Below are 18074 nucleotides of genomic sequence, written 5' to 3'. Positions count from 1 at the left end.
GTGTCCGGGGGACACGGCCTAGACGGGCTGCGTGACGTGATGGAGCCTGTTGCTTCCGGTTGCGGTGGCGTACGACCTGGTCCAAGTGGCGGTGGTGTTGGAGTCCTTGCGCTCGCCGATGACGTACCAGTCCATCTGGGCTCGGTTGCGGGTCACGTCGAGGACGGAGTAGCCGTGGTCGTCGAAGTTGAGATAGCGGACGTGGCGATTGGCGGTCCTGATGATGTTCTCGACCGTGAGGCTGACCGTGCGGCGTGGCGCGCCGAGGATGTCCTTGAGGTTGTTCGAGGTCACCGAGGTGGCCACGAACTCGACGCCGGCGGTCTTGCCGAGCGGGTAGACGGCGGAGTCGTACGGCAGGTCGCAGGCCCAGCCTGAGTGGATGTCGCCGGTGACGAAGACGGTGTCGGTGATCGCGTTGTTGCGGATGTGCTCGAAGAGCTCGGTGCGGTCGGCGGTGTAGCCGTCCCACTGGTCGACGTTGTAGGCGATGCCGTTGTCGGGCAGCAGGCCGGTGACATCGTTGACCGGAGTGATCAGGCTCTTGGGGAGCGCGCCGAAGGTGACCGGCGCGATCATCACCGGGTTGCCGACGATCTTCCACTGGGCATCGGTGAGCAGGCCGTCCTTGAGCCAGGCCAGCTGCTCGTCGCCGGTGATCGTGCGGTCGGGGTCGTCGACGCCGGCGAGGTCGGTGCGGGCGACCTGCTGGGAGCGGTAGGAGCGCAGGTCGAGCATGCTCAGCTCGAGCAGGCTTCCGAAACGCAGTCGCCGGTAGATGCGATCGTGAAGGTGGTCGTCGGTCTCCACCGTGGCGCCCTCAGTGGTCGCAGTGTCGACGCGCAGCGGCATCCACTCGTCGTAGGCCTGGTTGGCATTGGTCTTGCGGTCGATCCAATCGTACTCACCGGGCTCGTTGTTCTCGGCGCCGAGCAGCCAGGCGTCGTTGGCCGACTCGTGGTCGTCCCAGGTGACGATCCAGGGCAGCCGTGCGTGGGCGGCGGAGAGGTCGACGTCGCGCTTGTACTGCGCGTGCCGGATCCGGTAGTCGGCCAGCGTGTGCATCTCGTGGGCCGGCTCGTGCGGCCGGACGTCCTCGTTGGCCATGCCGTAGCCGTACTCGCCGGGCCCGTACTCGTAGAGGTAGTCGCCCAGGTGGAGGATCGCGTGCAGGTCGTCGCGGGCGGCCAGGTGGCGGTAGGACGCGAACCAGCCGGCCTGCAGGTTGGAGCAGGAGACCACCCCGAAACGTACGTTCTCCGGGGCCGCGTCCGCGGCCGGAGCGGTGCGGGTGCGGCCGACCCGACTGGTCTGGCCGTTGTAGGTGAAGCGGTAGAAGTACCAGCTCTCCGGGGCCAGACCGGTGACGTCGAGCTTCACGGTGTGGTCGCGGTGGGGGCCCGTCTGTTGGGATCCCTTCGCGGTGACGCGGCCGAAGTCGGCGGTGGGCGAGACCTCCCAGCGGACCAGGACCTCCTCACCCTGCCCGGACCCCGGAGTCGCGTCCGTCGTCGGCGTGACCCGGGTCCAGATGACCACGCGGTCCGGGAGCGGGTCGCCGGAGGCGACGCCGTGCTGGAAGTGGTTGAGCGAGCCGCTGGCGGCCTCGGCGGGCTCGGGGAGAGCGATGGCTCCGGCTCCTGCGGCGGTCGCCAGCCCGGCGGCGATGAGGGTGCGGCGGTCGATCTGCGTCTGGATCACGCTGTATGGAACGACGCAGCCGCCGGCCCTGTCATGGGCCGGCGGCTGGATTTCACGCAGTGTTCCCGGACTGGTTCCGGGAGGACTCAGAGGCTGCGCAGGACCGCCGTCACCTTGCCGAGGATCGTCGCGTGGGTGCCGTCGATCGGCTCGTACGCAGCGTTGTGCGGCAGCAGCCAGACCTTGCCGTCCTTGCGGGAGAGCGTCTTGACGGTGGCCTCACCGTCGATCAGCGCGGCCACGATCTCGCCGTTCTCGGCGGTCGGCTGCTGGCGCACGACCACGAAGTCGCCGTCGCAGATCGCCGCGTCGACCATCGAGTCACCGGAGACCGAGAGCAGGAAGAGGTCGCCGTTGCCGACCAGCTGCTTGGGCAGAGGGAAGACGTCCTCGATGCTCTGCTGGCTCGAGGTCTCCTCGGCCAGGATCGGGCCACCGGCCGCGATCCGCCCGACCAGCGGGACCATGGCGGCGTCGGGGTTGGGGTTGATGTCGGCATCGGCGGTGATCGTCGACTCGGGCTCCTCGCCGGACATGGCCTTGCGGTGGGCCATCACCTCCGGGAGGAAGACCTCGAGGGCGCGCGGTCGCTTCGGGTCCTTGCGGATCAGACCACGCTGCTCCAGCGCACGGAGCTGGTGGGCGACGCTGCTGGTGCTGGTCAGCCCGACCGCGGCGCCGATCTCGCGCATGCTGGGCGGGTAGCCGCGCTGCTCGATGCTGTCGCGCAGGTGAGCGAGGATGCGCTGCTGACGCGGCGTGAGCCCGGTCGCGTCCGGCGGCCCGTCGGGCAGCTCGCGGACGCGGCTCTTCTTCGAACCGCCTGATCCGGTGCCTGTCTTCTGCGTGGTCATGTCACCACATTAGTCCCTCTGGCACCACGACATCAAACATTTGTTCGACCTCATGCGCGGCGCGTGTCGGTGTTCGAAAATTCTTGGGGTCGCTACTTGCGTTGTTCGAACACGTGATCTACCTTCGAACATGTGCTCGATCGAACACGTGATCGAGAGACCGTGATCAGGAGGCCGTGAGATGAGTGCAACAGTCTATGTGCTGCCAGTAGCCGAGCCGCCGCGTCCGGCGCCTGAGGTGCGTCGCTCGACCGTGCGGCTCACTCGTCGCGGCCGAGTCGTCGTGTTCGCATTCGCGCTCGTCGTGCTCTTCGGGATCGCGCTGATCGGGGCGCGGGTGGCGTTCGCGGTGGAGAACGGTGCCGACACTGATGCCGGATTTCGTGGCCCCGCCCCCTCCGCCCACACGATGGTCGTCGGCGATGGCGACACGCTCTGGGATATCTCCTCGAAGGCCGTCGCCGGCACCGACTCTTCGATTCGGGAGATGGAGCAGACGATCAAGGATCTCAACAGTCTCGAGTCCTCGATGCTCGTGTCCGGGCAGACGCTGATCATCCCGACCGCGCCCTAGCGCCTATAGATGTCCGGCTGCTCCTTCGACCCTGGCGGCCGGCTACCGGGGAAAAAGAGTGAGAGTGCTGCAGACGATGGGAAGCGTCTGCAGCACTCTCGCTGCGTCGGGTCAGTGGCGCCCGCGGTAGGGGCTGTCCGGCTCGGCCGGCGGCCACTGCTTGTTGCGGGTGCTGTGCCGCGGCGGCCACTCGTCGTCCGGCTCGACCGGCGGGTCCTGGGGCTGGCGCTGGGTGGGCATCGCCTGGGTCGCGGCGGGGTCCTGGGTCAGTCGAGCCCGCGAGCCGGTCTGGCCGTAGCCGGTCGGGGTCTGGTAGGCGCCGGACTGATACTGCGGGGAGCCGGCCTGCTGGGTGGGGTAGCTGTCCGTGCCGTATCCCTGCGAGCCGTACCCCGGAGTGCTCTGCGGCGTCGACGTCGGTGTCGGCGGGCTGGAGTAGTAGGGCTGTGGGGTGGGCGGCGGGCTGGTCGGCGGCTGGTAGGCCGATGCGCCGTAGGCGGCCCGGCTGCCGGTGTTGCCGTAGCCCTGATCGCTGCTGGGGTAGCCGTAGGGCGACTGGGAGCCGGTGTCGGTGTAGGCCGAGCGGTTCGAGGTGTCGCCGTAGGGCGGCTGGCTCCCGGTGTCGGAGCTGTGCCGGCCGTAGCCGGTGTCGTCGTAGCCGTAGGAGCCGGTGCCGTAGTAGTCCTGCTCCGGGTAAGCCTGCTCAGGGTAGGCCTGGTCGGAGTAGGCCGGGGCCGAGTAGTCCTGCTCCTCGACGTAGGCGTTGGAGTGGCTTCCGGTGTAGTCGTCGGAGGGTGGCGGGGTGGGGGAGCCGGAGAAGGCCCGCCAGGCCTTCCCGGCGAAGGTGAAGGTCAGGAAGAGGCAGGCGACTGCAACGACCGCCGCGATGGCGAGCTTCGCCCAGGCGCCGGAATCGCCTCCCCGTGCGTCGGCCCCGAAACCGACGGCGACCCACACGAGCACTCCCCAGATGACGAGGAATGCCAGTGTCGCGATCGCAGGCAAGATGAAAGGTGGCCGGGGACCGCTTCTGGGGCGCGTGCCTCTCCGCGACCCGACGCGATTTCCTCCGGAGATGTTTGTCACGGGGGTCATTCTTACTCATCCAGGCCAGTCCGTCGCCGCTGAACCGGAATCTTTCGGTGTTTGACCGGCGACACGCCGGACACGCGGGTAAACCCGACCCTCGCTTGCATCGTCGTGGGGGCGGGCGTACGGTTACCACTACATCTAGTAGTTACACCGCTGTAGTTATCCACATCTAGTTCACATGAACAGGTGGATGGCCCACAGCGATGGGGGTGTTGTTCCACAGGGACTCACGCTCATATCCACAGGTTCCACAGGCTCGGGCCGCCAATGAGACGGCCTGGATCCACAGGTCTCACGAGAGGGGCTCTACCGTGCACTGTCCGTTCTGCCGACACAGCGACACCAAGGTGCTCGACTCCCGCGTGGCCGAGGACGGTGGCCAGATCCGGCGCCGCCGGGTCTGCCAGGAATGTGGGAAGCGGTTCACGACCGTCGAGCAGATGCAGCTGATGGTGGCCAAGCGCTCCGGCGCAGCGGAGCCGTTCAGCCGCGACAAGGCGGTGCACGGCGTACGCAAGGCATGCAAGGGCCGGCCGGTCACCGAGGACCAGCTCGCCTGCCTCGGCCAGGAGGTCGAGCAGGCGCTGCGCAGCCAGGGGCTGGCCGAGGTTCCCAGCAACGAGGTGGGGCTGGCGATCCTCGCGCCGCTGCGCGAGCTCGACGAGGTGGCCTACCTGCGCTTCGCGAGCGTCTACCGGGCCTTCGGCTCGGTGGAGGACTTCGAGCGTGAGATCCAGATGCTGCGTACGGAACGGGAAGTCCAGGACTTCGAGGCAGAACATCCGGTCGAGGCCCCGGTGGGCTCCGACTAGGTCCCACGGGACACACAGACCGGCCCGGGCAGGCCGTGGGGAAGCGACCTGCTCGGGCCAATCAACGGCACAGCCAGCGGAAACAGATAGAACAGAGCAAGGACTCCACCATCAGCACCGACCAGCAGTACGGCACAGCGATCGATGACAACAGGGGGAACGAAATGACAGACACGGCAGCAGAGGCACAGGCATCGTCGAAGACGGGCGCCGGGCTGAAGATCGAGCGGATCTTCAGCACCGAGGGCGTTCACCCTTACGACGAGATCACCTGGGAGCGGCGCGACGTCGTCCAGAAGAACTGGAAGACCGGCGCGACCGTCTTCGAGCAGACCGGAGTGGAGTTCCCTGACTTCTGGTCGATCAACGCCTCGACGATCGTGACGACCAAGTACTTCCGCGGCGCCATCGGCACCGAGAAGCGTGAGCAGAGCCTGAAGCAGCTGATCGACCGGGTCGTGAACACCTACGTCGCATCCGGCAAGGAGAACGACTACTTCGCCTCCGACGCCGACGCCGACCTCTTCGGCCGCGAGCTCACCTGGCTGCTGGTCAACCAGCACTTCGCCTTCAACTCGCCGGTCTGGTTCAACGTCGGCACCGAGTCCCCCCAGCAGGTCTCGGCCTGCTTCATCCTCTCGGTCGACGACTCCATGGACTCGATCCTGAACTGGTACAAGGAGGAGGGCCTGATCTTCAAGGGCGGCTCCGGTGCCGGTCTCAACCTCTCCCGCATCCGCTCCTCCAAGGAGCTGCTGAAGTCCTCCGGCGGCACCGCCTCCGGCCCGGTCTCCTTCATGCGCGGCGCCGACGCGTCCGCGGGCACCATCAAGTCCGGTGGCGCCACCCGCCGCGCGGCGAAGATGGTCGTGCTCGACGTCGACCACCCCGACATCGAGGAGTTCGTCGAGACCAAGGCGCGCGAGGAGGACAAGATCCGCGCGCTGCGCGACGCCGGCTTCGACATGGACCTGGGCGGCAAGGACATCTCGTCCGTGCAGTACCAGAACGCCAACAACTCCGTGCGCGTCTCCGACGAGTTCATGCGCGCCGTCGAGGAGGGCAAGAAGTTCGGCCTCCGGGCGCGTACGACCGGTGAGGTCATCGAGGAGATCGACGCCCGCGAGCTGTTCCGCAAGATCTCGATCGCCGCGTGGGAGTGTGCCGACCCGGGTCTGCAGTACGACGACACGATCAACGACTGGCACACCAACCCGGAGACGGGCCGGATCACCGGCTCCAACCCGTGCTCGGAGTACATGTCGCTGGACAACTCCTCCTGCAACCTGGCGTCGCTGAACCTGCTGAAGTTCCTCAAGGACGACGACACCTTCGACGCCGTGCGCTTCCAGCAGGCCTGTGAGGTCGTCTTCACCGCGATGGACATCTCCATCTGCTTCGCCGACTTCCCGACCGAGGCGATCGGCGAGACCACCCGCGACTACCGCCAGCTCGGCATCGGGTACGCCAACCTCGGCGCGCTGCTGATGGCGATGGGTCTGGGCTACGACAGCGAGGGTGGCCGCACGATGGCCGCCGCCATCACCTCGCTGATGACCGGTGCCGGCTACAAGCGCTCGGCCGAGCTGGCCGGTGTCGTCGGGCCGTACGCCGGGTACGCCCGCAACGCCGAGGCCCACCAGCGGGTCATGCGCAAGCACCAGGCCGCCAATGACGCGGTCCGCTCGATCAACCCGGTCGACCGCAACATCATCGACGCGGCGACCCGCGTGTGGAACGACGTCGTCGAGATCGGCAAGGTCAACGGCTTCCGCAACGCCCAGGCCTCGCTGCTCGCGCCGACCGGCACCATCGGCTTCATGATGGACTGCGACACCACCGGCATCGAGCCCGACTTCTCGCTGGTCAAGTTCAAGAAGCTCGTCGGCGGCGGCTCGATGCAGATCGTCAACCAGGTGATCCCGCGTGCGCTGAAGAAGATGGGCTACCAGCCCGAGCAGATCGAGGCGATCGTCGCCTACATCGCCGAGCACGGCCACGTCATCGACGCCCCCGGCCTGCGCCAGGAGCACTACGAGGTCTTCGACACGGCGATGGGCAAGCGCGCGCTGGCGCCGATGGGCCACGTACGCATGATGGCGGCGACCCAGCCGTTCCTCTCCGGTGCGATCTCGAAGACCGTCAACCTGCCCGAGACCGCGACGGTCGAGGAGATCGAGCAGGTCTACATGGAGTCGTGGAAGCTGGGCCTGAAGGCCACCGCGATCTACCGCGACAACTGCAAGGTCGGTCAGCCGCTGGCCGACGGCAAGTCGGAGGGTGCCAAGAAGGACCAGGGCCTCTCCACCGCCGCTCCGGAGGCTCCGGCCGCCGAGGTCGAGCCCGAGGTCGTCGAGAAGATCATCGAGAAGATCGTCTACGCGCCGACCCGCAAGCGCCTGCCGAAGTCCCGCGTCTCGCGCACCACCTCCTTCACGGTCGGTGGCGCCGAGGGCTACATGACCTCCGGTGCGCACGCCGACGGCGAGCTCGGTGAGGTCTTCCTCAAGCTCGGCAAGCAGGGCTCGACCCTGGCCGGTGTCATGGACGCCTTCTCCATCGCGGTCTCCGTCGGCCTTCAGTACGGCGTTCCCCTGGAGACCTACGTCTCCAAGTTCACCAACCTGAAGTTCGAGCCCGCCGGCCTGACCGACGACCCGGACGTACGCATGGCGCAGTCGCTCATGGACTACGTCTTCCGCCGCCTGGCGCTGGACTACATGTCCTTCGAGGACCGCTCGGCTCTCGGCATCTACTCCGCCGACGAGCGTCAGCGCTACCTCGAGACCGGCTCCTACGAGCAGCTCGGCAACGGCACCACCGCCGCCGAGCTCGTCCAGAAGCCGGCTCCGGAGCGCAAGGCTGCTCCTGTTGCCGAGCCGGTCGAGGCCGAGGTCGAGGAGGAGGCCGAGGTCGTCGAGGAGGCGCCCAAGGCCACCGCCCACACCACCGCCGAGCTGCTCGAGTCGATCAGCGGCATGGCAATCGACAGCCCGCTCTGCTTCACCTGCGGCACCAAGATGCGCCCCGCCGGCTCCTGCTACGTCTGCGAGGGCTGCGGCTCGACCTCCGGTTGCAGCTGAGCCTGAAGGCTGAATGAGTCCGGTCCCGCACCCGAGGAAGGGTGCGGGACCGGATCTATTTGGAGGCGCCGAGACGTCAGCGGCCGAGGATGCGGCTCAGCCAGGTGCCGTTGGGGTCCTTGGGGTCGGCGGAGTGGCCGGGGCACCACTGACCGGCGGGTATGGAGGCCTTGATGTCGGAGACGTGGCGGCCGCAGCCGGCCCAGGTGGTCTTCTTGCACTTCTTGCAGCGGACGGGGCGACACATTGTTCGGTTCCTGCTTCTGTGGTCCTGGTCGGTGTCAGGCGGGAGGTTCGCCGGCGTCGAGGGCGTCGACGAACTCGCAGAACGCGTCGAAGGCTCGCGCGCCGTGGATGGTGGCGGGACCGCCGTGCATGAGGAAGGTGACGCCGATGGCCTCGGCTGCCTCCTGGGGGCTCGCGCCCGCGCGGGCGGCGGCCTGGCCGTGGGAGGCGATGCAGCCGTCGCAGCCCTCGACCACGCCGATCGCGAAGGCGATCAGCTCCTTGGTCTTGCGGTCGAGCGCACCATCGGCGAAGGCGGCCTTGGAGAGCCCGCCCCAGCCTTTGTAGACGTCGGGGATGGCACGGCGTAGCTCCTGGTGGAGCGGCCCCAGGTCCCGCAGGACGCTCTTGCCGTGAGGCGAGGTGTGGTCGGTGGTGGGGGTCATGTTGGCTCCTTTCGGTAACCCCCGGGGGGTTACGTCGATGACGGTAGCATAACCCCCCGGGGGGTTATAGAATCCCTGGATGCCAGCGGCTTCCCGGCAGGCTGGAGACACTCACAGGAAAGAAGATGGACACCGATGCAGCTCGAGCCTGACGAGATCAAGGCCGTCATCACCCGACTCAAGCGGGCCAACGGACACCTCGCGTCCGTGATCCGGATGCTCGAGGAGGGCTCGGAGTGTGAAGACGCGCTGACCCAGCTCGCGGCGGTCAACAAGGCGGTCAGTCGAGGTGGCTACGCGCTGGTCGCCACCGGGCTGGAGAAGTGCCTCGCCGAGGGTGGGCGCGACAGCGTCGACACCAAGAAGATGGAGAAGCTCTTCCTCGCTCTTGCCTGATCGACGGGCCGATCACTGTCCACAGGCGGGCTCCGGGACCGGGTTATCCACAGGCCGCTGATAGGCGCTGGCGGGGCGTAGGGATCCGGGGTCTGCTGGGTTCATGCCCAAACGAAAGAAGCGTGAGAAGTCGCCCCGTCCACCGAACAGGCCCGGGGATCCGCGGCGGCGGTCGTTCGCGGAGAAGGTCGTCGACAGTCCCTATTGGCCGGCGATGTTCGCGGTGAACGACGCCGAGGCCCGCGGGGATGTGAAGTCGGCCCTGGAGATCATCCACACGACCAGCGATCAGCTCGACAAGGAGCAGTTCTGGCATCCGTCGCGCCTCGAGCGGCTGGAACAGCTGCGGCTGCTCGAGGCACTCATGCCGAGGTGGGCGCATTCGCGATGGATCGTCGCGCAGGCGATGCAGAGCACCCACGCGCGCAACCAGTGGCGGATGTCGAAGGCCATCCGTGTCGCGCTGGACGTCCGTGGCGGCCCTGACCCCGGACGTGACCGGGAGGACGACCGGATCCAGATCTTGGATCGCGACTGGGTCTACCGGCAGACCTTCCTCTACGAGCTCGGCGGGCTCGAGGCCTTCCTGCGCCACAACGCGTCCGGCGACCTCATCGCCGGTGCCGACCGGATCTGGGAGTGGGTGCGGGCGCCGATGCGTGGCCTACGGCTGCTGGGACACGAGCCGCGACACCTGCTCTGGGAGGATCCGAGAACCGGAGAGCAGCTGACCACGATCAATATCGGGGCCGGACTGCTCGTCGATGACGGGGAGTGTGTGATCGGCAGGATCGTGCCGATCGATGAAGGCCTGATGTTCGAGACGGCGCCGCTGCGGGTGCCTGAGGAAGTGGCGTACGCCGTCGCGGATGAGCCGGAGCGGTGGATCGACGCGCTGCGTGACAGGACCGGCAGGCCGGGTCACGAGCCGGGGGAGATCTGGACCCACCGCGGGCTGCGCGACTACGGCTTGCTCACCGACATTCCGTACGGACTGGTCAACCTCGCCATGGACGCGGGTCTGCACGCCTTCCGGAATCCCGATGACGATGGCCTGGTCGAGCTCGACGAGCTGTTCAACCATCCGGCCGACTATCCCGCGTGTCTGGCCGCGTGGCTGATACGACCGGAGACGATCACGGCGCTCAGTTCAGGCACACCGCCCGATGGGCTTGCCGCGCTCGGCGGGTTCGCCGAATTCGTCCACGAGCCGGCAGCGAGGCTCATCCGCGACCTGGCCGACCACCACGAGGAGGCTGCCTGACACTCCGCGAGGCCCCTCGCCCCGACCTGGAGTTTGGCTTAGTTTGATTCCAGTCGAGACCGTGGGGGTCGCAATGGCAGCACCGCAGGCGACGTCGGACGCCGAGCCTCAGCTGAGCCGGCGCCGGATCAATCTCATCTTCGGCACCGTGCTCCTCGGCATGCTGCTCGCGGCGCTCGACCAGACGATCGTGTCGACTGCGCTGCCGACGATCGTGGCCGATGTCGGAGGTGCCGGCCACCTGTCGTGGGTGGTGTCGTCCTACCTCCTGGCCGAGACGGTGGCGACCGTGCTCGCCGGCAAGTTCGGCGACCTCTTCGGCCGCAAGCTGATGCTGCAGGTCTCCGCCGGGCTCTTCATCCTCGCCTCGGCCGCGTGCGGGTTCGCGACCGACATGGCCTGGCTGATCGGCGCCCGAGCCGTGCAGGGCATCGGTGCCGGTGGCCTGATGGTGACCGCGACGGCGCTGATCGGCGACATCATCCCGCTGCGCGACCGAGGGAAGTACCAGGGCGCCCTCGGTGCGGTCTTCGGCGCCACCACCGTCCTCGGACCGCTCCTCGGCGGTCTCTTCACCGACCATCTCTCCTGGCGCTGGGCGTTCTACATCAACCTGCCGCTCGGCATCGCCGTGATCGCGATCGCCAGCCTCACGCTGCCGCAGATCGCCCGCGGCAAACGACCCTCGATCGACTACCTCGGCATCCTCTTCGTCGGACTCGGCGCCTCGATGCTGACGCTGGCCGTCAGCTGGGGCGGGACCGAGTACGCCTGGGGATCGGCGACCATCATCGGTCTGTTCATCGGCTCGGCGGTCGCGTTCGCGATCTTCGTCTGGGTCGAGTCGCGGGCGGTCTCTCCGATCCTGCCGTTGCGGCTGTTCCGGGACCGGGTGTTCACGGTCAGCGTCGTGCTCTCGTTCATCGTCGGCTTCGCGATGCTCGGCGCGATGACCTACCTGCCGACCTACATGCAGTACGTCCATGGCGTCTCCGCGACGTCGTCCGGGATCCGAACCCTGCCGATGGTCATCGGTCTGCTGGTGACATCGACAGTGGCGGGTTCGATCGTGGGCCGGACGGGCCGCTACAAGCTCTTCCCGGTCGCCGGCTCGCTGATCATGGCGCTGGGCCTCTATCTGCTCTCGACCATGGACGCCGACACCAGCACCCTGATGATGTCGCTGTTCCTGCTGATCATGGGCATGGGTGTCGGCCTGAGCATGCAGATCCTGACGATCATCGTGCAGAACACCGCGGCCTACGAGGACCTCGGCGTCGCGACCTCGGGCGTCACCTTCTTCCGGACGATGGGCAGCTCGTTCGGCGCCTCGATCATGGGCACCGTCTACGCCAACGGGCTCTCCGATCGGCTCCCCGCCGCTCTCGCCTCGGCCGGAGTCTCCGCGGACGAGGTAGCGACACCAGCCCTTCTGCACGCGTTGCCCGACGCTCAGAGCGCACCGATCATCGGGGCCTACGCGGAGACGCTGCAGATCGTCTTCCTCGCCGCGGTCCCTGTCGCCGGGCTGGCATTCGTGGTCGCTCTCCTCCTCAAGGAAGTGCCCCTCCGCGGCACCTCGAGGGCTGCCGCGACCGACACGGGCGACGGCTTCGCGATGCCCAACTCCTCCGACAGCGCGATGCGCCTCGACACCGCCGTCGCCCAGCTGGTCCGCCGCCAGCCGCCGGAGACCTTCACGATGATCCGGGAGTCGGCGGTCGATCTCGACGCCGCGACCGCGTGGTGCGTACGCCAGATCGGGATCCGCGAGTGGGTCGGCGGCGAGACCTCGCTGGTCGCCATCGGTCACCGCCTCGGGATGCCGGGCGCGGTGCTGGCGCCGGCCTTCGCCACCGCCGCGGCGGAGGGCTACCTCTACGGCGACGAGACGGCGTACGCCCTGACGGAGGCGGGTAAGGAGGAGCTCGCCAAGCTGGTCGCGGCGTTCAAGCAGTGGTTGGCCACCGAGCTCTCCGACTGGGGCGCCGACGACGCCAAGCTCGACGAGGCGCTCGCCGCGCTCTCCCGCAGGATCGTCGAGGGCGAGCAGGACGTGCGGAGCCCCGCCGAGGCCGCCGCATAGGGCTTTTTACTTTCGTCGTGTTTGAAATCGGCGAAAGCGGGTAGGACGAAGGCATGAGTGACGACGACATGCACGTCAATCCCGACGATCTCAGGTCCATCAAGAGCACCCTCGACACCGCCGGCGGTGACCTCTTCAAACAGGCCAAGCCGCTGCAGAAGACACCTGACGTGGGCGAGTCGTCCTCTGAGGTCGCGACCGCGTTGGCGTCGCTGGCGGCGGCCGTCGGCGGGATGGCGGAAGGCCTCGGGTCACTCAGCGACGGCGTACAGAACGCTCTCGACCACGCGACCACGGCCGATCACGGGGCCGGCGACGCGGGCCGGCGCCACGAGCAGAGGGTGAGGGGTAACTGATGGCTGAGGCGATGGACACGAAGGTCTACGGCGACGCGTCGGCGGCGCAGACCGCGGCGGACGCGTGCACGACCGCCAAGGACGCGGTCGGTGACGCGCTCGACGACCTCGGCAAGGCGATCAAGACCGCCGGTTCCTGGAAGGGCCAGGCGGGCGCCGCCTTCGAATCGAAGGCGGAGAAGCGGAAGAGCGACCTGCGTCAGCTCGAGTCGCGCATCGAGGCCATGGGCAAGGGCCTATCGACCTTCTCGGGCGACCTCAAGGCGGTCGAGACCAAGATGTCGACGATCCGCACTGAGGCCAGCGGTGCGGGGCTCACGGTCAGCGGCACGATGATCTCGCCGCCGACCGATCCGGGCGAGGACGCCTCCGAGGGCGACGTCAACGCCCACAACACCAAGGTCGAGAAGTGGAACGACCTGGTCAGCCGGGTCGAGACGGCTCGCAAGGACGAGGACAACGCCCACGAGGACCTCGGCAAGGCGATCTCGAAGTCGACCGGCGACGGCTGGATCGAGGATCGCCTCGAGGACCTGGGCCTGCTGCCGAAGGACTTCTCCGACGGCATGCAGATCGGTGCGTACGCTCTCGGGCTGGCCGGTCTGGGCGCCGGCGCCGGTGTCGACTGGATGGTGAAGAGCCGTTACGGCACGTTCCAGCCGCGGGTGAACGGCCGGTTCGCCAGTCCGTCGAGCCTGACGAAGCTGGAGCGCGCCGCGAAGGTGCTCAGCGACAAGAACTGGCACGCGAAGGCCAACCAGGCAGCCGTACGCGGCAAGTGGCTCACCGCGGGCAAGTGGGCGACCCGGGCCGGCTGGGTGGTCACGGCCGGCACCTCGGCGTGGGAGCAGTGGCAGAAGGACGCCGATGACCCGTCACTGTCGACGACGGAGCGAGTGAGCCGGACGGTGAGCACCTCCGCGATCACGACCGCGGGTGCCGCGGGTGGGGCCTGGGCCGGCGCTCAGGCCGGTGCCGCGATCGGCAGCATCTTCCCCGGCCCGGGCACGGTCATCGGCGGTGTCGTCGGTGGCGTGATCGGTGGTGCGATCGGCTCCGGGCTGGCCGGCAAGGCCGCTGACTTCGTGGTCGACGAGGCCGGCGAGCTCGGTGAGGCCGTGGTCGACGGGGTCAGCGACTTCGCCGAGGGCGCCGGCGAGGTAGCCTCCGATGTCGGCGACGCCATCACCTTCTGGGACTAGGACCGCAATGATCTGGGCCGCACTCATCCTCGCCGTCGGTGTCATCGGCGCCGGGGTCAGCATCTGGCAACATCTCGGGCTCTCCGCTCGTGCCCGTTCGTGGGCGACCGCATGGAACCGGGGCGGTGTGGGCGAGGACGTCGTACTCATCCATCTGCCCTGCATCTCCGCGCTGGCCATCACCGGCTCGACGGCGTTCGGGCTGGTGCCGGAGCAGACCGCGGCATGGACGGTCATCGGTGGGCTCTTCCTGCTCACCTGCCTCGTCTATCCGCTGCTGGTCATCGTGCCCACCCCGTCGTTCATCAAGCCGAAGTGGTATCGCGAGTCGCGCCCGAAGAAGAAGCGCACCGCAGGAAAGAAGTGACCATGTCTGATCAGACGATGATGACGCTCCCGGAAGGCTGGGAGAGCGTCGAGCCACCCGAGGGCGTACGTTTCCTGGCGCTCGCGCCGGCGAGCGGGACGTTCCGCTCCAACCTCACGGTGACCGCCCAGACCAACGGCGAGCTGGGGTTCCGTGACTGGCAGGTCGGATCCGAGATGGCGTTCACCGAGATGATGCCGGGCTACACGCCGATCGACCTCGAGCGCCTCACGATCGCCGGGCAGGAGGCGGGGCGACGGCTGGCGATGTACGACGGGCCGGGCGGCTCCGCGCTGACCATGGAGCAGTGGTTCGTGGCGATCGACGGAGTCGGTCACACCCTGACCGCTACCGTCCTGACCAGCGACTATGCGACCTGGGCTGCCCAGATCGACGCCGCTGCCGCGACCTGGAGCCCGGTATGAGCGCCGCCGCGACGGAGGTCGTCTGGGTCCTTGCCGGCCCGGGCGGACGCCTCGAGCACCGTGCCGCGGTCGACCCCACGGGCATCCACCTCGAGCTCGGCGTCGACGGCACGCGTACGCAGCCCCTCGACCTGCCACGAGGTCACCTCGTCCCGAGCCTGGTGCGCACGCTGAAGATCCGCCCGGTCAAGGGCGCAGCCGGGTCGGTGCGTCCGTTCCCGACCGTCCGGATGGCCGAGCTGTTGGGCGAGGACCAGGAAGCTCGCGACGTGGTGCTGAAGGAGCTCGGTGCCCGCACCGCCTGGTCGGTCACGGTCGGCCCCTGGCAGCTCGCCGGCATCAACGGCCCCGACGGCGTCCACTTCGCGCTGGAGGACAGGCTCACCCCGATGACCAACACCGCCTTCTACCGCATGCTCTGCCAGCAGCTCGGCGCCTACTGATCCCGGCGGAGAGTGAGCGTCGCGAAGTCGGCGCCGAGGATGCGGAAGGCGTCGACGACGAGCCCGGCGACGAGCGCTGCCTCGGCCCGGGGGACGGTGCGCCAGTAGTGCGGCACGGCCGGCGCCGGGGCGATCGGGTCGGTCTCGTCGGGGGTGAGCCAGCCGGCCGCGCGAAGCGCCTCGTGCTGCTCGGCGGTGGCCTCCCAATTGCCGCCGATGTGCTGCGTACCGGCGAACTCGGCGTAGAGAACCGAGTCCACGCACAGCACCTGCCCCCAGCGAGACGGCACGGTCCGTGACGACTTCGACCTGAGCCGAGCCAGAAGGCCTGTCGGTTCCGGCGCCGGCGGCGAGGGCTCAGCGATGATCACGAACTCCTGCTGCACGAGACCGGCGAGCTCGGCGGTGATCCGTTCCTGCCACTGCGTTGCGTCCACCGGTCCATCCAACCAGGGCGGGAGAGCGGCGTTACCGGCGCGTTCACACACAAGGGGTTGTCACGCGATCGCGGCACTGGTTGCATCTGTGCACCCCCTTCCCCCACGAACAAGGGACCCCCACCATGACTCTCGGGAAACGACTCACGCGCAAGCTCGCCCTCGCGCTCCCGCTCGCCGCCCTCCTATCCGTCATCCCGGCGGCCGCCTGGGCCGCCCCGCCCCCGGCGCTGCCGGCCTCGGCCCCGGAGGGCGACCGCACCTGGCAGCCGGCCCTCGACTTCGACACCGACGGCTGTTACAGCACCCCGGCGATCGGCCCGGACGGCACGCTCAACGGCGGCCTCGCGATGGGCGGCACGGTCAACGGCCAGTGCCGCGACCTCTCCGACCTGCAGAACACCAACGTCTACTCCCGCTCGAAGTGCAACAACGGCTGGTGTGCGTACCTCTACGGCTACTACTTCGAGAAGGACCAGGTCTCCTGGGGCCCGGGCTCGGCCGGCCACCGCCACGACTGGGAGCACATCATCGTGTGGGTGCAGGACGGTCACGCGAGATACATGTCCGTCTCCCAGCACTCCGGCTACCAGATCAAGCCCGAGGCGGAGCTGCAGTTCGAGGGCGGTACGCACCCCAAGGCCGTCTATCACAAGGACGGCGGCAGCACCCACTGCTTCCGCTTCCCCAAGACCGGCGGCGGAGACGAGCCGCCCGAGAACCACGAGGGCGTCTGGCAGGTCAAGGGACTGGTCGGCTGGGACAACTACCCGGCCGGCATCCGTGACCGCCTCGTCGCCGCCGACTTCGGCGCCGCCACGTTCAAGCTCACCGACGCGCGCTTCGGCAACGCCCTGGCGGGCGGGAAGCCGGCCGGGGTCTCCCTCGACCCCTACGCCTGAGCCGGCCGGCTCCCCACTTCTCGCAGGTCAGGTGGCCTGCGCGAAGTCGAACAACGCGATCGGGGCCGAGGTCGGTTCATCGGAGCCTCCCTCGGGCTCGACGGTGATCCCGGCCGCACTCGCGTCCCCGGCGTCACCCTCCAGGACGACGGTCTGGTCGCTGCCGGCGGGCATCAAGCCGGCGGGGACCATGACGTCGTCGTGCTGGAGCCAGAGCTCGTAGACCTTGCCGGTCGGCGCGGCCGGCATGTCGGAGGTGACCAGCACGGCCCTGTTCTCCGAGACCGAGCGGACCACCCGGGCCCGGGCGTCGCCGGGCAGATCGACGGCCACGGTCGTGGCGTCCTTCGCGTTCAGCACCCGCTCCGCGGTCGTCATGGTCTGGCTGGAGTCGTCGCGGAGCAGCTCGACGGCGGTGACCGTTCCGGTGCCGACGACGGCCAGCACCGCGGCCGCGGCGGCGAACGTACGCCAACCGAACCGGCGACGATCGGGCGACGCGTCCGAGGGCTCAGGAGTCTCGACGGCCCTGTGCCTCGGCGCAGTCTCGGGCGGAAGCGGCCGGATCTCCTTGATGCCGGCGAGCAGACGGTCGCGCAGCTCAGGCGGAGGTGCGGTGTCGGTCAGGCCGCCGAGCATCCAGGCGCTGTCACGCAGGCTGGCCACCTCGTCGCGGCAGTCCGCGCAGACGGCGAGATGCTCCTCGAAGCGGATGCGCTCGATGTCGTCGAGGGCGTCCACCGCGTATGCGCCGGAGAGGGCGTGAATGTCTTGCGCGTTCATCGGCTCACTCCCATCGCGTCGCGCAACCGGATCAGTCCGTCCCGGATACGGGTCTTTGCAGTGCCTATCGGCAGATCGAGCATGGCGGCGACCTCAGTGTGGGTGTAACCGCCGAAGTACGCCAGTTGTAGCGCCTCGCGTTGAACTGCCGTCAGGGTTTCGAGGGCAGTGTGGACGCGGTGAGCCTCCAAGGAGGTCTCCACGGCCTCGGCCGTCGTGTCATGGGGCGGGGTCTGGGTGGTGCCGTGGTAGGCCGTGTCGTTGCGGCCGGCGGACTCCGCGGATCGGACCCGGTCGACGGCACGACGATGGGCCAGTGTCAGCAGCCACGAATGGGCGCTGCCCAGGTTCTCGTCGTACCGGCTGGCGGTGCGCCACACCTGGAGGTACGTCTCCTGGGTGACCTCCTCCGCCTGAGCCGGGTCTCGGACCACCCGCAGCACCAGTCCGTGCACGCGGGCGGAGGTCGCGTCGTAGAGGGCAGCGAAGGCGGCCTCGTCGCCTCGGGCGACGCGACGGAGGAGCTCGGCGAGCCCCGGGGACCCGGTTCCCTCCGGCGACGAGTCGCCGGAGGGAACTGAGCTGAGCGGTCTCATGTGTCGATCCTCGCGGAGATCCGGTCCGAT

At 68.4% G+C, this 18074-nt stretch carries 20 protein-coding genes; 12 read left to right on the top strand and 8 right to left on the bottom strand.

Annotated features, from left to right (window positions below; genetic code table 11):
- Nucleotides 1-18 precede the first annotated feature (18 nt).
- Nucleotides 19-1701 carry an alkaline phosphatase D family protein gene (locus OH802_RS00490; protein WP_406024103.1) on the bottom strand — a complete coding sequence of 561 codons (1683 nt, stop codon included), beginning with the start codon at nucleotides 1699-1701 and terminating at the stop codon, nucleotides 19-21.
- Nucleotides 1702-1787: 86 nt separating this feature from the next.
- Nucleotides 1788-2555, bottom strand: a complete 768-nt coding sequence (gene lexA / locus OH802_RS00485; protein WP_406024101.1) for a transcriptional repressor LexA — start codon at nucleotides 2553-2555, stop codon at nucleotides 1788-1790.
- Nucleotides 2556-2736: 181 nt separating this feature from the next.
- Here lexA and OH802_RS00480 point away from each other — a divergent pair, with 181 nt between their 5' ends.
- The gene (locus tag OH802_RS00480) at nucleotides 2737-3129 is read left to right on the top strand and encodes a LysM peptidoglycan-binding domain-containing protein (protein ID WP_406024099.1); all 393 of its coding nucleotides are present in this window, start codon (nucleotides 2737-2739) and stop codon (nucleotides 3127-3129) included.
- 111 nt (nucleotides 3130-3240) lie between these two features.
- Here the strand turns inward: OH802_RS00480 and OH802_RS00475 are convergent, their stop codons facing one another.
- Nucleotides 3241-4134, bottom strand: a complete 894-nt coding sequence (locus OH802_RS00475; RefSeq protein ID WP_406024097.1) for a hypothetical protein — start codon at nucleotides 4132-4134, stop codon at nucleotides 3241-3243.
- Between the two features lie 398 nt (nucleotides 4135-4532).
- Between OH802_RS00475 and nrdR the strand changes: the two genes are divergently transcribed.
- Together nrdR and OH802_RS00465 are read left to right on the top strand one after the other, a co-directional pair.
- On the top strand, nucleotides 4533-5033 hold the full coding sequence (gene nrdR / locus OH802_RS00470; RefSeq protein WP_160025421.1) for a transcriptional regulator NrdR: 501 nt from the start codon (nucleotides 4533-4535) through the stop codon (nucleotides 5031-5033).
- 164 nt (nucleotides 5034-5197) lie between these two features.
- On the top strand, nucleotides 5198-8116 hold the full coding sequence (locus OH802_RS00465; protein ID WP_406024094.1) for a vitamin B12-dependent ribonucleotide reductase: 2919 nt from the start codon (nucleotides 5198-5200) through the stop codon (nucleotides 8114-8116).
- Nucleotides 8117-8192: 76 nt separating this feature from the next.
- Here OH802_RS00465 and OH802_RS00460 read toward each other — a convergent pair whose 3' ends face one another.
- Complete coding sequence (locus tag OH802_RS00460) at nucleotides 8193-8363, bottom strand: hypothetical protein (protein WP_406024092.1); 171 nt, start codon at nucleotides 8361-8363, stop codon at nucleotides 8193-8195.
- 34 nt (nucleotides 8364-8397) lie between these two features.
- Complete coding sequence (locus tag OH802_RS00455) at nucleotides 8398-8787, bottom strand: carboxymuconolactone decarboxylase family protein (RefSeq protein ID WP_406024090.1); 390 nt, start codon at nucleotides 8785-8787, stop codon at nucleotides 8398-8400.
- 135 nt (nucleotides 8788-8922) lie between these two features.
- On the opposite strand from OH802_RS00455, the gene OH802_RS00450 reads away from it, so the two are divergent.
- The 8 genes from OH802_RS00450 (at nucleotide 8923) to OH802_RS00415 (ending at nucleotide 15326) form a co-directional block, all read left to right on the top strand.
- Nucleotides 8923-9183 carry a metal-sensitive transcriptional regulator gene (locus OH802_RS00450; RefSeq protein WP_141802705.1) on the top strand — a complete coding sequence of 87 codons (261 nt, stop codon included), beginning with the start codon at nucleotides 8923-8925 and terminating at the stop codon, nucleotides 9181-9183.
- Nucleotides 9184-9286: 103 nt separating this feature from the next.
- Nucleotides 9287-10447 (top strand): hypothetical protein, encoded by a 1161-nt coding sequence (locus tag OH802_RS00445; protein WP_406024088.1) that lies wholly within the window; start codon nucleotides 9287-9289, stop codon nucleotides 10445-10447.
- Nucleotides 10448-10520: 73 nt separating this feature from the next.
- The gene (locus OH802_RS00440; protein WP_406024086.1) at nucleotides 10521-12533 is read left to right on the top strand and encodes an MDR family MFS transporter; all 2013 of its coding nucleotides are present in this window, start codon (nucleotides 10521-10523) and stop codon (nucleotides 12531-12533) included.
- Nucleotides 12534-12586: 53 nt separating this feature from the next.
- The gene (locus OH802_RS00435; protein ID WP_406024084.1) at nucleotides 12587-12889 is read left to right on the top strand and encodes a hypothetical protein; all 303 of its coding nucleotides are present in this window, start codon (nucleotides 12587-12589) and stop codon (nucleotides 12887-12889) included.
- Nucleotides 12889-14091, top strand: coding sequence for a hypothetical protein (locus tag OH802_RS00430; RefSeq protein WP_406024082.1), 1203 nt, complete (start codon nucleotides 12889-12891; stop codon nucleotides 14089-14091). Before OH802_RS00435 ends, OH802_RS00430 begins: the two co-directional genes overlap by 1 nt.
- 7 nt (nucleotides 14092-14098) lie before the next feature.
- Nucleotides 14099-14458 carry a hypothetical protein gene (locus OH802_RS00425; RefSeq protein ID WP_406024080.1) on the top strand — a complete coding sequence of 120 codons (360 nt, stop codon included), beginning with the start codon at nucleotides 14099-14101 and terminating at the stop codon, nucleotides 14456-14458.
- A gap of 2 nt (nucleotides 14459-14460) precedes the next feature.
- Nucleotides 14461-14883 (top strand): hypothetical protein, encoded by a 423-nt coding sequence (locus OH802_RS00420; protein WP_406024078.1) that lies wholly within the window; start codon nucleotides 14461-14463, stop codon nucleotides 14881-14883.
- A complete protein-coding gene (locus OH802_RS00415; RefSeq protein ID WP_406024076.1) occupies nucleotides 14880-15326 on the top strand; it encodes a hypothetical protein in 447 nt (148 codons plus the stop codon). The genes OH802_RS00420 and OH802_RS00415 overlap by 4 nt, the downstream gene beginning before the upstream one ends.
- Here OH802_RS00415 and OH802_RS00410 read toward each other — a convergent pair.
- Entirely contained in the window at nucleotides 15320-15763 is a 444-nt protein-coding gene (locus tag OH802_RS00410; RefSeq protein WP_406024074.1) for a TY-Chap domain-containing protein, read from the bottom strand. The genes OH802_RS00415 and OH802_RS00410 overlap by 7 nt on opposite strands.
- Before the next feature lie 125 nt (nucleotides 15764-15888).
- On the opposite strand from OH802_RS00410, the gene OH802_RS00405 reads away from it, so the two are divergent.
- Complete coding sequence (locus OH802_RS00405) at nucleotides 15889-16665, top strand: NPP1 family protein (protein ID WP_406024072.1); 777 nt, start codon at nucleotides 15889-15891, stop codon at nucleotides 16663-16665.
- A gap of 27 nt (nucleotides 16666-16692) precedes the next feature.
- Here the strand turns inward: OH802_RS00405 and OH802_RS00400 are convergent, their stop codons facing one another.
- Together OH802_RS00400 and sigK are read right to left on the bottom strand one after the other, a co-directional pair.
- Nucleotides 16693-17448 (bottom strand): anti-sigma factor domain-containing protein, encoded by a 756-nt coding sequence (locus tag OH802_RS00400; protein ID WP_406024070.1) that lies wholly within the window; start codon nucleotides 17446-17448, stop codon nucleotides 16693-16695.
- Entirely contained in the window at nucleotides 17445-18044 is a 600-nt protein-coding gene (gene sigK, locus OH802_RS00395; protein ID WP_406024068.1) for an ECF RNA polymerase sigma factor SigK, read from the bottom strand. Before sigK ends, OH802_RS00400 begins: the two co-directional genes overlap by 4 nt.
- Nucleotides 18045-18074: the final 30 nt, after the last annotated feature.

Origin of the sequence: Nocardioides sp. NBC_00850, assembly GCF_045207335.1 — a bacterium.
GTDB lineage: Bacteria > Actinomycetota > Actinomycetes > Propionibacteriales > Nocardioidaceae > Nocardioides.
This window is presented reverse-complemented; position numbering and strand designations above follow the sequence as displayed.